General features: G+C 37.1%; 13 protein-coding genes and 1 pseudogene. 8 read left to right on the top strand and 6 right to left on the bottom strand.

Translation table 11 applies throughout. From position 1 onward, the window contains the following. Nucleotides 1–176 precede the first annotated feature (176 nt). A pseudogene (locus ACO1DI_RS19240) lies at nucleotides 177–928 on the top strand (SDR family NAD(P)-dependent oxidoreductase). A gap of 31 nt (nucleotides 929–959) precedes the next feature. On the opposite strand, the gene ACO1DI_RS19235 reads toward ACO1DI_RS19240, so the two are convergent. Further along, nucleotides 960–2,471: a phytoene desaturase family protein gene (locus tag ACO1DI_RS19235; protein WP_243549179.1), complete on the bottom strand. Its 1,512-nt coding sequence runs from the start codon at nucleotides 2,469–2,471 to the stop codon at nucleotides 960–962. A 136-nt stretch (nucleotides 2,472–2,607) separates the two neighbouring features. On the opposite strand from ACO1DI_RS19235, the gene ACO1DI_RS19230 reads away from it, so the two are divergent. Together ACO1DI_RS19230 and ACO1DI_RS19225 are read left to right on the top strand one after the other, a co-directional pair. Next, nucleotides 2,608–3,711, top strand: coding sequence for a glycosyltransferase (locus ACO1DI_RS19230; protein ID WP_208732407.1), 1,104 nt, complete (start codon nucleotides 2,608–2,610; stop codon nucleotides 3,709–3,711). Continuing rightward, complete coding sequence (locus ACO1DI_RS19225; RefSeq protein ID WP_243549180.1) at nucleotides 3,654–4,166, top strand: glycosyl-4,4'-diaponeurosporenoate acyltransferase; 513 nt, start codon at nucleotides 3,654–3,656, stop codon at nucleotides 4,164–4,166. The genes ACO1DI_RS19230 and ACO1DI_RS19225 overlap by 58 nt, the downstream gene beginning before the upstream one ends. A gap of 2 nt (nucleotides 4,167–4,168) precedes the next feature. Here the strand turns inward: ACO1DI_RS19225 and ACO1DI_RS19220 are convergent, their stop codons facing one another. After that, on the bottom strand, nucleotides 4,169–4,621 hold the full coding sequence (locus tag ACO1DI_RS19220; protein WP_013056728.1) for a hypothetical protein: 453 nt from the start codon (nucleotides 4,619–4,621) through the stop codon (nucleotides 4,169–4,171). A 669-nt stretch (nucleotides 4,622–5,290) separates the two neighbouring features. Here ACO1DI_RS19220 and ACO1DI_RS19215 point away from each other — a divergent pair. From ACO1DI_RS19215 to ACO1DI_RS19205, 3 genes are all read left to right on the top strand, one after another. Beyond that, nucleotides 5,291–7,228 (top strand): LTA synthase family protein, encoded by a 1,938-nt coding sequence (locus ACO1DI_RS19215; RefSeq protein WP_013056729.1) that lies wholly within the window; start codon nucleotides 5,291–5,293, stop codon nucleotides 7,226–7,228. Between the two features lie 166 nt (nucleotides 7,229–7,394). Then, nucleotides 7,395–8,039 carry a 5-bromo-4-chloroindolyl phosphate hydrolysis family protein gene (locus ACO1DI_RS19210; RefSeq protein ID WP_115653699.1) on the top strand — a complete coding sequence of 215 codons (645 nt, stop codon included), beginning with the start codon at nucleotides 7,395–7,397 and terminating at the stop codon, nucleotides 8,037–8,039. Nucleotides 8,040–8,063: 24 nt separating this feature from the next. Beyond that, entirely contained in the window at nucleotides 8,064–9,209 is a 1,146-nt protein-coding gene (locus ACO1DI_RS19205) for a toxic anion resistance protein (protein WP_014460435.1), read from the top strand. Nucleotides 9,210–9,255: 46 nt separating this feature from the next. On the opposite strand, the gene ACO1DI_RS19200 is transcribed toward ACO1DI_RS19205, so the two are convergent. Beyond that, entirely contained in the window at nucleotides 9,256–9,831 is a 576-nt protein-coding gene (locus ACO1DI_RS19200; RefSeq protein WP_115653700.1) for a hypothetical protein, read from the bottom strand. 21 nt (nucleotides 9,832–9,852) lie between these two features. Then, nucleotides 9,853–10,362 carry a hypothetical protein gene (locus ACO1DI_RS19195; protein WP_115653701.1) on the bottom strand — a complete coding sequence of 170 codons (510 nt, stop codon included), beginning with the start codon at nucleotides 10,360–10,362 and terminating at the stop codon, nucleotides 9,853–9,855. 139 nt (nucleotides 10,363–10,501) lie between these two features. On the opposite strand from ACO1DI_RS19195, the gene ACO1DI_RS19190 reads away from it, so the two are divergent. Both ACO1DI_RS19190 and ACO1DI_RS19185 read left to right on the top strand, forming a co-directional pair. Continuing rightward, nucleotides 10,502–10,645, top strand: a complete 144-nt coding sequence (locus ACO1DI_RS19190) for a hypothetical protein (protein ID WP_014460432.1) — start codon at nucleotides 10,502–10,504, stop codon at nucleotides 10,643–10,645. Next, a complete protein-coding gene (locus tag ACO1DI_RS19185; protein WP_014460431.1) occupies nucleotides 10,646–11,413 on the top strand; it encodes a polysaccharide deacetylase family protein in 768 nt (255 codons plus the stop codon). A 39-nt stretch (nucleotides 11,414–11,452) separates the two neighbouring features. On the opposite strand, the gene ACO1DI_RS19180 is transcribed toward ACO1DI_RS19185, so the two are convergent. Both ACO1DI_RS19180 and ACO1DI_RS19175 read right to left on the bottom strand, forming a co-directional pair. Continuing rightward, entirely contained in the window at nucleotides 11,453–12,931 is a 1,479-nt protein-coding gene (locus tag ACO1DI_RS19180; RefSeq protein WP_028413617.1) for a potassium/proton antiporter, read from the bottom strand. 164 nt (nucleotides 12,932–13,095) lie between these two features. Then, entirely contained in the window at nucleotides 13,096–14,472 is a 1,377-nt protein-coding gene (locus ACO1DI_RS19175; protein ID WP_140450760.1) for a M28 family peptidase, read from the bottom strand. Between the last annotated feature and the right edge of the window lie 278 nt (nucleotides 14,473–14,750).

Raw genomic sequence — 14,750 nt, 5'->3', positions numbered from 1 at the left:
ATCACGCAAAGGCTTGTTTTTGCTAAGAGTTCTGACAATAAATTCAAAGAATGTATCCATAAAGAACAGCACTTTGAAAGGAAGTAAAAGGTAAAGTAGTATATGATTTTAATTTTGAGACGCGGTGGGATATGATAGAAAGTATAGTAGTTATCATTTAACGTGGAGGGATACGTGTGGATTTACAGTTGCAAAGTAAAAATGTACTCATTACCGGTGGATCAAAAGGGATTGGGAAAGCTATTGCTTCTTTGTTTATTCAAGAAGGAGCAAACGTTGGAATTGCTGCAAGAGGAGAGGAAGCATTACAGCATGCACAGTCAGAATTAGAAAACGTACGTACATATACAGCAGATCTAACAAACGAAGCGGATAGAGTTGCGTTAATTAAGAAATTCATTAACGACTTTGGGAGTATTGATATTTTAATTAATAACGCTGGAGGAAGTAATGGAAGCACTGCAATGGAAACAGATTTATCTCTTTTTCAGGAAGCGATGGAGCTAAACTACTTTTCAGCTGTCCACTTGAGTAAATTAGCAGCGGCACATATGACAAAAGGTGGGTCCATCATTAACGTTACCTCTATTTTTGGAAGGGAAAGTGGAGGGAAAGTTACGTACAATAATGCAAAAGCAGCGCTTATCAGCTTTACAAAGTCATTTGCAGATGAAATGATTTCTAAAGGAATTCGTGTAAACGGTGTTGCTCCGGAAGCATTTTGCATGAAACGGGTAATTGGAAAAAGAGAATGGAGGAAAATCCGGAAAAGATCAAGCAGTTTGTTGAAAATGAAATACCAGCGGGACGCTTTGGAGAGCCAGAAGAAGTGGCAAACGCCGTTGTTTTTTTAGCATCTTCTCAAGCTTCATGGATAGTAGGTGCGACGTTAAACGTAGATGGTGGACAGTCAAAAATGAACTTTTAAAAAAAGTGCAGGAATTTCCTGCACTTTTTCATTATCCAATATCTTTTTGCATACGAGGAATCTGAAAATCTTCATTAACTGCGTCCGCTGTAAGCTGACCTGATAATGTCACCATTGGCACGCCGCCTCCAGGGTGTGTAGAGCCTCCTACAAAATAAAGGTTAGAAAGAAGCTGACTTCTTGCCGGAATTTTAAACCCTCCATTTTTCTTACGGTCAGTTGCTACGCCATAAATGGACCCACCGTTAGCGCCGTAAAGCTCTTGGATATCGTTAGGAGTAAACGTATATTCAAACTCAATGCTCGAACGTAAGTCTTCTAATCCCATTGCCTCAAGCTTTTTCAACACGACATCACGGTAGCGGTCTTTTAATGCAGCCCAGTCGTCGCCTTCTTTTAAAGGAGGTACATGAGTAAGAACGAACAGGTTTTCTTTTCCTTCAGGAGCTTGCGTAGGATCTGATTTAGATGATACGCCAATGTAAATTGTCGGATCCATGGCTATTTTCCCTTTGTTAAAGATGGTATCAAACTCTTCTTTCTGATCCTTTGAGAAGAAGAAATTATGATGTTGAAGCTGCTTGTACTGTTTGTTAACCCCTAATAAAAGAACAAGGCCAGAAACAGTAGGTTCAAATTTTGCAAGCTGCTGAGTTTGCTTAGCTGCTTGCGCATGATTTTTTAATAAATAGCGGTAAGTTGGAATGGCTTCTAGATTAGATACCACAACATCTGCTGATAGGCTTTCACCGTTTTCTAGTGTAATTCCAGTTGCTTTTGCTCCGCTTGTTGTGATTTCTTTTACTGGCGTATTTAGATGCACAGTGACGCCAAGTTCTTGAAGGAGCTTATCCATCGCTTCAGCAATTTTGTACATTCCGCCTTTTACGTAATAAATACCTAACCCTAGCTGAACGTGAGCAAGCTGCGTTAATACAGCTGGTGCATGATAAGGAGAAGAACCGATGTACATAATTAAAAAATTAAACAATTGACGCAAATGTTTGTTTGAAAAATATTTGCGTGTAGTAGCATCCATAGATCTCAGTGGATCCATTTGAAGCAGTTCTTTTACCGTGTGCATCGTTCGTAAATCGTGCAGTCCAGATAAACTTTTTTTATAAAAACTTTTTAAGTTCGATTCATACATTTTATTTGCATAAGATAAATAGTCAAAAAAACCTTCAATGTCTTCTGGAGCAAGTTCTTGAAGCTGCTGAAGCATGCGAGGAAGGTCACTGGTCAAATCAATTTGTGTTCCATCTTGGAAAAAAGTTCTCCACTGAGGCTCAATTCGTTCTATTGTTAAGTAGTCGTGGATATTGCGGCCTGCACTTTCAAACAGCTGCTCTAGCACCCACGGCATTGTTAAAATAGAAGGTCCCGTATCGAAAGAAAATCCTTTGCCGCTGCGAATATTTAACTTACCGCCAATTCGCTCGCTTTTTTCAACGACTGTTACATCATATCCATCAGCCGACAGACGAATAGCAGCTGACAGACCACCTAAACCTGCGCCTACAACAATTACTTTCTTTTTCATCTTTTTCCTCCTTATAAAACAAAAGCGAGTTGTCAACAATGTGTATAAAATGACTTCACGCAAAATAAAAATAGGTCTACAACTTTTTATTTTATCCAGTTCGCTAATTTTCATACGTGAAGGAAAGGAGAAAGAGATGTCTTTTTTACTGGTTGCTCTTGTCTTGACAGGTACGCTTGTCATCACTATCCCTACATTTAAACGTGTAAAAATAGTAAGAAACGATATGTCATGTTTGTCCATTATTATTCCAGCTAGAAATGAAGAAAAAAACCTTACCTTTTTATTGCAGTCACTCCAGTTACAGAACGCTGACTTTGAAGTGATTGTTGTAGATGACAACTCAACAGATCATACTGAGCGGGTAGCCAAAGCATTTGGCGTAAAAGTAGTGCACCCGGGGACACTTCCAGCTGGATGGTTAGGGAAGTCATGGGCATGCTGGAATGGAGCAAGAGAAGCAAAAGGCTCGGTGCTTTTGTTTTTAGATGCTGATATTACAGTAGAGAAAGGCGGAATTGAAAAAGTATTTTTCTACTATCAACAGCAAGGGGGGGTGCTGTCGATTCATCCTTATCATCTTGTTAAGAGGCCTTATGAAATGTTTTCTGCTTTATTTCACTATGTTACGTTTGCATCGATTGGCGCTTTTCACCCTTTTAAAAATTGGAAAAGTCCTTCTGTCGGTTTCGGACAGTGCTTGCTTTGCAGCGCAGCCTCCTACTTTCAAAGCGGAGGCCACGAAGGGATAAAAAAAGAAGTGGTTGAAAATATGGCGCTGGTTGAGAAGATGAACAAACAAGGTGAATTTATTACGTGTATGAGTGGACAAGGAGCTCTTTCTATGCGCATGTATCCAAATGGTATGAAAAGCCTTATAAGAGGGTGGAGTAAAAGCTTTGCTTCAGGTGCGGGGAAAACGGAAGCCATTTATTTATTTCTAGTAAGTTTATGGCTTACTAGCATGATTAATTATGTTCTTTTTTTACCTACTCTATGGAATCAACATGCAGGCTTGGCAATTAGCAGCTATGTTTGCTATGTAAGTCTCTTATTTAATAGCTTAAGAAAAATAGGTTCGTTTACTTTTTTTTCTTTGTGCTTATTTCCTATTCATGTGCTGTTTTTTCTAGGCCTATTCATATGGTCCTTCATCCAAACAGCGGTGAGAAAGCAAGTTAAATGGAAAGAACGCAGCATATCTATAGAAGAAGAAAAAAAGAAGAAAGTGATAAAATGACAGGTGCTCAGCTCTTAATTAATATCATGGCATGGTTTGTGATTCACATGTTCATCGCCTACAGGTGCACAAAAATTTCTACCTTTTATTTAAAAAAAGACCTTGCGCTGTTTAAGGTTCACAGCTGGGAAACAGTTGGAATATATAAAAAATTCGGGGTGCACCGATGGAAAACGTGGCTTCCTGATGCAGGAAAGCTATTTAAACGAGGATTTTATAAAAAGAAATGGGAGAGTAGAACGAAGGAATATGCACAGCTTTTTTTAATTGAAACAAATCGAGCAGAGTTAACTCACTGGATCAGCATACTTCCTTCTATTCTTTTTTTTATATGGAACTCTCCTTCTATAGGTGTTTGGATGGTTATTTATGCGATTGTTGCAAACGTACCGTTTATTTTGGTTCAACGATATAATCGAATACGGATTCATCAAGTCGTTTTGAAACTCAAATGAAATTAATTAACGTGCCTTTGGCTCCGAGTAGGGGCCTCAGTTTTTATTTTTTTCTCCTTATTCGAAGACAATAACTTCTTGGATAAAAGGAAAAAAGAAGCAAAGGCGATATAAATACTAAAGAAGACTAAAAACCCCCATAAACCTGCTATGGCATCATCAAATTCCATATTGCCCCGGGTAGTAATTCCTTGCTGAATTTCAATGGCAAAAACTAAGACAAGCATAACGGTAAGGGTATAGATAAAGGAAATAGCTGTAATACTAAATTTCCATTTTGACAATAATTTAAAGATCATATAAACGCTTAAGAACGTGAGCAGTCCAATAATGCCAATAATCCAGAAGTGAAGTTCTTTATCTGAAAGAGAAAATCCTAGTAAATAAAAAATATAAATTAATCCGTCGTGCAATACATTAATAATATTTGTAATGAAAACAATACATTCTTTCATTTTTTCTCCTTTATAAAAATGTAAGACGTTTAAGCTTCTAGGTATACAAGCATGCATAGCCTGTACTCGTTCCAATTTTATATAAAAAATGCACTTTCTAGATCAGATGTTAAAGAGATCTGAAATTTCAAATAATATTTATAATTTATATTATAAACAAAAAGGTAAAAAAATAAAAATTTTCGATGCAAACTGACACATTTTTTTCATATTTAAAGAAAGAAATGACTCAAAATATGTGGTTTACTGTAGAAAGAAAAGAAAATAAGAGGTATTGATATAACAAATATTCACAAGTGCTTTTATGCATTCTCTTGTAAAGTAGAAGGAAAACTAAGGCAAGTGTTAAATTTATATGTATAGTGGACAAAATAAAAAATAAATATAAAATAGTGAAACCTAAAGAGAAGCTGTCCGTATTAAATAGTGAGAAGAAAAAAGCGCAGGATACATTTGTGTTTGAAAGCCGATAGAGCTGGGAATAAGAAAGTAGTTATTTTCTCACGTTTGGTGAAAATTATACGTAGCGGTGTTGACAATTTTTTTTAAAGAGTTAAAATGTGAAAGAACAGATTAGCTCTCTTACATTTTTTGTAAGAGAGATTTCTTTTTACATTTACTATAAAAATAAAAGTGAGCTTAAATTTCAATAGAGACAGAGGTGGGAATATGAAACAGCTCATGACAAACGGTAAAAATATTTTTTCGAAACAGCTGCCGTTATTTCTAATTGCAGTTTTGTTGTTTTGGATTAAAACGTATACCGTTTATCGTATCGAATTTAACTTAGGGTTAGACAATTTTATGCAAAAGTTCTTACTTTTCATAAACCCAATTGGTTCGGCAATTTTCTTTTTTGCCATTGCATTACTATTTAAAGGGCGCGGAAAAGTACGAGCACTGCTTGGAATGAATTTTTTACTTTCATTCATCCTGTACGCAAATGTAGTATACTATCGCTTCTTTAATGATTTTATTACTGTTCCTGTATTGACTCAGTCAAACAACTTTGGTCAATTAGGCGGCAGTGCCATGGCTTTAATCAGCCCAACTGATATTTTATACTTCACAGATTTCTTTATTCTTTTAGTTTTAGTACTATGGAAAAAAGTTGACTTACCAGCAACAATTAGTCGACGTACTGTGACAGGTGTATTTTTATCAGGGATTTTATTCTTAAGTGCCAACATTGCACTAGCGGAAATGGATCGTCCTCAACTATTAACGAGAACATTTGACCGCAACTATTTAGTGAAATATTTAGGAACGTATAACTATACGATCTATGACATCATCCAGAGCTCGAAATCTTCAGCACAGCGCGCGCTAGCAGATAGCAGTGATGTGGCTGAGGTAGAGAACTATGCAAAAGCAACATATGCTGAGCCGAACAAAGAATATTTCGGTCAAGCAAAAGGCAAAAACGTTATCTATATTTCATTAGAGTCACTTCAGTCATTTATGATTGGTTATAAGTTAAATGGTGAAGAAGTAACGCCATTCTTAAATTCACTATTAAAAGATCAGAACACAATGTATTTCGATAACTTCTTCCATCAAACGGGGCAAGGTAAAACGTCAGATGCTGAATTCATGATGGAGAACTCATTATTCGGTTTACCTCAAGGTTCTGTATTTACAACAAAAGCAAATAACACCTATCAGTCGCTATCCGGTATTCTAGATCAGCAAGGCTATACAACATCTGTGTTCCACGGAAATGGAAAATCGTTCTGGAACCGTGATGAAATGTATAAATCAATGGGTGTAGAAAAATTCTTTGATTCAGCTTATTACAATATGTCAGACGAAGATACGCTGAACTATGGTTTAAAAGATAAACCATTCTTTAAAGAATCAATGCCTTATTTAAAAGGCTTAAAGCAGCCATTTAGCGCGAAGTTCATTACGTTATCAAACCACTTCCCTTATCCACTAGATAAGGAAGACCAAACGATTGGGCCTCACAATACGGGGGATAAGTCAGTTGACCAATACTTCCAAACGGCTCGTTATTTAGATGAATCAATCAAGCAATTCTTTGAGGACTTACAGGCCTCTGGTTTAGCAGACAATACGATGGTCGTGATGTACGGTGACCACTACGGTATTTCTGAAAACCATAAGCGTGCAATGGGCAAAGTAATGGGTAAAAACATCAATGATTTTGAACAAGCTCAACTTCAGCGCGTACCATTATTTATTACTTCACCAGGCCTTAAAGGCGGCGTAAATCATACGTATGGTGGAGATGTAGATGTTCGTCCAACAGTGATGCATTTATTAGGTCTTGATACAAAAGACTATATTGACTTTGGTACAGACTTATTATCAAAAGAACATCAGCAAGTTGTACCTTTCCGTAACGGTGACTTTGTTACACCTAAGGTAACAAAAGTTGATCAGAAAGTGTATGACAACGCAACGGGCAAGCAGCTTTCAGATAAGGAAGCGAAACAGTATGATAAGTATGATGAACTAGTTAAGAAAAAGCTAGAACTATCAGATAAACTTGTTTACGGAGATTTACTCCGCTTTCATACACCAGAAGGGTTCAAACCAATTGAACGCTCGAAGTATGATTACAACAAGCGCGAAGATCAATAAAAAACAGGCAGCTTTTAAAAGCTGCCTGTTTTTTTGTTTTATGAAACCTTTAAAGGTTTTATCCGTATATAAATTATAACAGTAATCGTTTTAAGAGACGGGAAGACAATGGTATAATATGTATACGTTTAAAAGTTCGGTCACATTTGAGATAGGAGTGAAAGCGATGAAAGTCGTTCGAATCATAAAAAAGATTCTTGCCATTTGGGTAACAGGAGCAGTAGCCGTTCCGGTCAGCTATTTTGGATTTAGTACCACGATGATTCAATCCTTTGGCATTAGTATAGGAGTAATGGTCGTGCTGAGCCTGTTTTTTATTATGAGCAGTGCTCGACGTCATTATCAAAATCCGTATAGAGAAGAAATTGCATACGTTCGTCATCAGGTAAAAGAGGCAAGAAAGCAATTAAGAACCATTGGAAGCTATCGTTTTAAAATTCGGTCTGTTCATATGTGGACAGAACTTTCTAAACTATACAAAGTAGGTAAAAGCATCATTGAAATGGTAGAAAAAGAGCCCGCACGATATAAAGATGTTCAGCCCTTTTTTACGAACTACTTACAATCAACGGTTACCGTCATTGAAAGGTATATGTTTTTATTATCAAAACCAACGAAAAGCATAGAAGTAAAAGAAAGTCTTCATGAAGCGGAAGACATGCTGCGCGGGTTATCAGGGAAGTATGAGCATTTATTAACAAATGCCCTTTCACAAGATAAGCTGACATTAGATGTAGAGCTTAAAGTGCTAAAACAAGCATTTGAAGAGGAGCAGCCGTATATACCGACAGCTACTAATCGCACAAAGTAATGTAAATGCAAAGGATGGGATTTTATGATGAGAGAATATGATCAAAATCAATCGTTAGATGCGCTGCTTGATGATCCTTTTGCATCGCCTACCCCGCAGGTACAATCGGACTCTCGCGCTGCAAAAAGAAACACATACGATGATTTGACACCGGAATACCAGGAAAAAGCGCAGAAAATCGCAAATCAAATTGATTATAAAAATCAGCAGGCTATCTTACAGTACGGGGTAGCAGCTCAGTCAGAACTATCTCAGTTTTCTCAATCTGTACTACAGCATGTTCAAACGAAAGATACGGGACCAGTAGGAGACGTTATAGGAGATTTAATGAGTAAGATTCGCCAAGTGAATCCCGATGATTTTTCTGCAAAGAAAAAAGGAGTCATCGGTCGATTGTTTTCAGGAGTCTCTAGGCCTATTCAAAATTTATTAACAAAATATCAAAGCATTAATGTTGAAATTGATAAAATTGCAGATAAGCTAGAGCGCTCAAAACAAATGCTGTATCGAGACATTACGATGCTAGATAGCTTATACGATAAAAACAAACAGTTTTACGAGGCGCTTAACGTCTACATTGCAGCGGCAGAATACAAGTTAGTGGCGCTGCAGAATGAAACGCTGCCCCAGCTTCAGCAAACAGCATCTCAAAAAAATGACTACTTGATGGCTCAGGAGGTCAATGATTTAAATCAATTTATCAATAGGCTAGAAAAACGAGTGCATGATTTAAAACTGAGCCGTCAGATTGCCATTCAAAGTGCACCGCAGATTCGATTAATTCAAGAAGTCAATCAGACCCTTGTGGAAAAAATTCAAAGCTCTATTTTAACAGCTATTCCACTTTGGAAAAATCAAGTAGTAATCGCAACCACTTTATTACGCCAAAAGAAAGCAATGGAAGCCCAAAAACAAGTATCTAAGACAACAAACGACTTGCTTACTAAAAATTCAGAGCTGCTCAAGCAGAATACAATTGAAGTAGCTCGTGAAAACGAGGCGGGAATTGTCGATATTGAAACATTGAAAAAAACGCAGTCCGATTTGATTACCACGTTAGAAGAAGTACTAAAGATACAAGAAGAAGGGCGTACGAAGCGTACCGAGGCAGAATCAGAGCTGTATCAAATGGAAAAAGATTTAAAAACTAAACTGTTAGATATGAAATAAAGAAAAAGTCGGTTTACACACTCTGTAAACCGACTTTTTCTCTGTTTTATGCATTTTGAAGCGTTCTCGCCATTTCCAAAAACGGAGTTAAATCCCTTTCGGACTTAGGAGCAAAGATCGTTAACCGGAAAGTAGGGTGTTGATTTTGCTTTCGAACGAGAAAACCGTATGCATTACTTTTATCATCTGATGCTTTGTACGCAGCTTCTATCTCTAAGTTATGGTGAATGAGGTGCGTGTCAAGGGAAGCCACTTCCGAAAAGCCAGCTCTTAAAATTTCTTTTGTTTCTTTATTGAGCTCCTCTACGCTTTTATTTGGTGGAAACACTTCAATCCGCATCCACAAAGCATCATTTTTTTTGTTGTAAATGACATCTTTTCGTGGCTCTTCTTCTGTAAACTCGTATCCTTCTAGTACGTAAAGCGTATAGTTTTGATTGATGCTTCTTTTAAGATAACCCACATCTGTTCTGCTGCTTCCTTTGTAAGGATAGGTGAACTTTTGCTGTGGCAAGCGTTCTCTTGGAGTTTCTTTTTGTGTGTTGATAAGCTCTTCACGAAAAGCAGTTGAGCAGCCACTTATCAAACATATAAAACAAACAAGAAATATCTTTTTTTTCATAGCTGGCTTCCTTATCTATTTTCATTCATGCGTTTTTACTGAGTTAACAATTGAAATTAACTTTTTTTCATCATCAGAATTTTTAGCCGTAACCATCGTGATTTTTAAAGCAGGATGCCCCTTTGTTTGTCTTAGTACATATAGCTTTGCCGTTTCTTTTTTACTCCCGGATGTAGATGCAAACACAACGGGTTGGATAAATAGGGATGTAGAAGAAATTTTTAACGATTTTCCAAACTGGTCATCAAACAATTCTTTTGAACGATCTAGATATGATTTGCTTGTACTTTCTTTCCCGGAAAGGACTTCAATTCGCATCCACGTATAGGGAGTCTTGGTTGAAAAAAGAATATCCTTTCCATTTTCTTCTTTTTGAAGCGTATATTCACCGGGCAATGAAAGAGAATATCCCTGTTCGCTTACCGTGAGCTGCTGCTGTTTCTCATTGCTTTCACTGATTGCTTTAACAGAAGGCAGTATAACCATGGTTCCGCTTATCATTAACAGAAGCGCTAAATAAAATTTTCGCATGTATATATCTCCTATTCAAAACGCTAGACAGCGTGTAATTACTATATAAAAATGTTTTCGTCATGTTAGAACCCGTAGGTTTATTTTTGACTTTTTGGTAAAGCTAAAAACACAATCAATTAGTAATGGAGAGAAGACTATGAAAAACCGTAAATCAACTTCTGCGGCTAATCGCCGTCAACAGCGCATGTGTTTGGGTGATGAACGATTATTTGCAGTTGGTATTAAAGCGTTTATTGACAATACGCATGAATCACACCTAAACAAAAAAGGAGGTCATTGAGTGAAATGGTGCTTGTCAATTATCATTATTGTTTCCATTAATTTCTATGGTATTCACGCAGATGCTGCAAAGAAGAGCCGATTTTATTATGAAAAAAAAGGAGATATCGTGTGGGAAGTTCCCATGAAAGATGAGAAGTTAATTGCGCTTACATTTGATGATGGACCAGATCCTAAATATACGCCGACCATTTTAAATTTATTGCAAAAGTACGGTGCTAAAGCAACTTTTTTTGTAGTCGGCGATCGAATAACGTCGTTTCCCAAGCTTGCTCAAAGAGAAGTTCGTGAAGGTCATGAACTTGCTAATCATACATATAGCCATTTGAAAGTAAGGGGCCAGCAAGTAGAAAGAATTGAACAAGAAATTGAAAAAGCCGATGAACGTATACAAGCTATTACAGGAATAAAACCTTACTTATTTCGTCCACCTACTGGCTATTATGACGATCGGGTAGTAAAAGCTGCTAAAAATCAGCAGTATACGATTATTCTTTGGTCTTGGCATCAAGATACATTTGATTGGAGAAATCCAGGCGTAGGTAAAATTGTAAGTCAAGTGCTTAACCATGCCAGATCAGGAGATATTGTATTGTTTCATGATACGGGAGGAGATCGAACCCAAACCATTGAAGCATTAAAACAAATTTTACCGAAGTTAAAGGAAGAGGGTTATAAGTTTGTAACGGTCTCAGAACTTTTAAAACATCACCCCAATTATAAATCTCTTTATTTGATGCAGCAGCAAAAACAGCACTCCGTTCAATAAGCGGGTGCTGTTTTTCCAGTAAAAGCTTTAGTCAATTTTTTAACTGGTTTTTCCTTCTCTTTCATCCCCATCAGACGTATTTTTTTGGAAAAATGCTTTTACTTTATCCCGTTTTTTCTTCGAAATAAGAATATATAATGTATCACCTGCAAAAATTTGTGTATTTCCTCTAGGTGTAAGTAATTTATCATCTCGAATAACAGCAGTCACTAAAATATCTTCAGGGAGGTGAAGTTCTTCAAGCGATTTTCCTGATATATCTGCATGTTCCACGAGCTTCAACTCAATCATTTCATTTTTGGTTTTGCCCATCGAAACAAGCTCGAGACTGTGAGGAACCGTCTCTTTTTCACCTTGAGAAAGGTTTAGAAATTTGGCTAAAGGAGCGATTGTTGCTCCTTGAAGAAGAGCGGAAGTTAAGACAACAAAGAAAACGACGTTAAAAATGAGCGTGCTGTTCTCCAAACCTGCCATCATAGGATAAGTAGCCAATACAATTGGAACAGCTCCTTTTAAACCGGCCCAAGAAATAAACAGTTTTTCTTTGGATGAGTATTTAGCAAACATCATCGAAAGAAATACGCCGAGTGGACGAGCGACAAACATAAGTAAAAGAGATAACAGTATACCCTGCCAAATAATATCTAGCAGTTGATTAGGAAAGACAAGAAGGCCGAGTAAAATAAACATTAAAATTTGCATCATCCATGCAAAACCTTCGTTAAAGCGGACAATTGTGTGACGATAAGTTAGATCTGCATTTCCTACTACCACTGCCATTACATATACAGCAAGTAGACCGCTTGCTTCTACAAATGTGGAAATTCCATAGGTCAAGGCGGCCAATGACAATGTAAGAACAGGATAAAGTCCTGAAGAATCCAAATTAATTCGATTAATAATCCAAACGGATGCTTTTCCAAGTACTAAACCAAGTAATAGTCCGATTCCCATTTGCCAAAAGAAATTAAGGATTAATGAGAGGATGGGAGAGTCTGGATGTTGAATTAATTCAATAATAGAAACGGTTAAGAAGATGGCCATCGGATCATTGGAACCAGATTCTGCTTCTAGCGTGGAGTTTAGTTTTTGGCGGATGTTCTGTGTCCCGAGTACAGAGAACACGGCTGCAGCATCTGTAGAGCCAACGATTGCCCCAAATAAAAAGCCTTCAAGCCAAGTAACGCCTAAAATATATTTGGCAAGTACGCCGGTTAAAACTGTCGTAATGAGGACTCCGAAAGTAGCTAATGAAACGGAAGGGCGAACAACGCGTTTGACATCTTTCCATTTGGTCTGCACGCCTCCATCAAAAAGAATAATGATAAGCGCTAATATTCCGAATCCTTGTGTTAAAAGAGCATTGTCAAAGTAGATGTAGTGGCTAACAACCATTCCTACGATGATAAAAAGTACGAGCGAAGGGACCCCAAGGCGAGTAGAGAACTTTGCAGTAAGTACCCCTATGACAAGGAGAATAGATAATAAAAGAATTGAATGGTCTACCGTAAAATCCAAAAAATACACCTCTTTTGTTCAAAATTTTTATGTAAGCATTAAGCGAGGTTCCTCTATGATAATTGTAGCATAATGGATTTAAAACCTTGAGAAATCTGCTTATCAAAAAAAGAGATGCATAAACATCTCTTTTTTGGTCATGTATGAATAACGGGGATAGATTATTATTTGACATCTTGCTCGTGATAAAGATGAGGTGCTTTAAATGTTGCTCTCTTTTTAACGGAAGAACCTTGTTGATCGGGACGGGAACGATCGTAAATAGCTGTTCCAACAATCTCAGCCACATCTTGAAGTTTTTCTTTGCTTATTTTATCAAGGGTATCTTCAGGGGAATGATACCAAGGTTCAGACGGACTGTGAATAAATAGAGCAGCCGGTATTCCTGCCTCTGCAAAAGGAACGTGATCACTTCGGCCGCCAGCTTGGAATGGCGTAGGTGATCCATTTAATCTTGTACTTGAAGCTTGAGCTAATTCTGTGACAAGGTTTGGTGTTCCATCAGCTGTATTCATCACTAAATCTCCCGCATCTCGACTTCCTACCATGTCTAAATTAAACATTCCAACAATACGATTTTTCTCATCTTCAGATAACTCACTAACATAATGCTCGGATCCTAGTAAGCCTACTTCTTCAGCTCCGAATGTAACAAATCGCAGTTCTGTATCAGTAGGAAGACTTTTAAATACGCGAGCTAATTCAAGCACCATTGCTGTTCCAGAAGCATCGTCATTTGCCCCAGGTGCTCCGGCTACAGAATCATGATGAGCGCCTACTACAATAATATCATTTGTTCCTTTTTTCTTAAAAGTAGAAGGTTTAGTAGCGGTTACATTATAAGATGTTCGCTCACTTACGACAGCTCCTTCAATTTTTACTGTACCTGAAGGCTTTTCGCCTTTTTGAATAGAAGTAAGAATTTTTTCACCTTCTTCTTTGGTTACAGCAAGAGACGGAATGTAGTTATCATTAGCGCCGCCAAGCGTTCCGTTTAGCTCACCGTCTGTATTATTAAAAATAATGACGGCTGCAGCCCCTTTTTCAGCAGCATTTAATACTTTTTCACCAAAAGTAATAGTGCCTCGCTGAACTAATACAATTTTACCTGTCACATCTTTGTTTGCTAAATTATCTTTTGTACCCAGCCCTCCATCTACAATTTCAGCTGTGACATTTCCATTGGTGCTATAAGTAAAAGTTGTTGGAGAGTAGCTGGTACCGTTTACGCTTAGTGAAAAACTAGCTGCTGGTGTGTAACCGGTAAATGTAAAAGGCTCTACTGCGCTCTCATAGCCTAGTTTAGACAAACGCTTTTGAACAAATGTAGCAGCTTCGCGTTCAGATTCAGTTCCTGCCACACGAGGTTTTTTTGAGAGATACGCAATGTCTTGATAAATTTTCTCGGAATTTACTTTTTTTAATACTTTTTGTTCAGAACTTTGATTGTGAGAAACATTTGCAGAAGTAGAAGCTTGTACACTTGTAAAAGATAAAGTCAAACTTGTTGCTACAGCCAAAGAAATCACGGTTTTTTTCATTAAAATCCCCCTAAATTTATCGATGTAGTTGGTACTATTCGAATTTACAATATTAAGAAAATACAAAAAAGAGCATTATTACCTAAATGTTCCAGATTATTCCGTATCTAAATTCCTATTTTGATAGAAAAAATAATTCAAATAAAATGAAAATGCGGAAACAAATAAAGGGGATAAAAGAAACTGTGTCAAAAGTAATAAAAAAAGGTATTAGATAAGAATAAAAAAATAAGGTAAACTAGTTTAAAAGTAAGAAGAATGTTCAGAACTTAATTGAT

The organism is Priestia sp. 40, assembly GCF_049368575.1.
Taxonomy (GTDB): Bacteria; Bacillota; Bacilli; order Bacillales; family Bacillaceae_H; genus Priestia; species Priestia zanthoxyli.
Note: the sequence above shows the minus strand (reverse complement) of the source record. Positions and strands in the feature narration are given on the sequence as shown.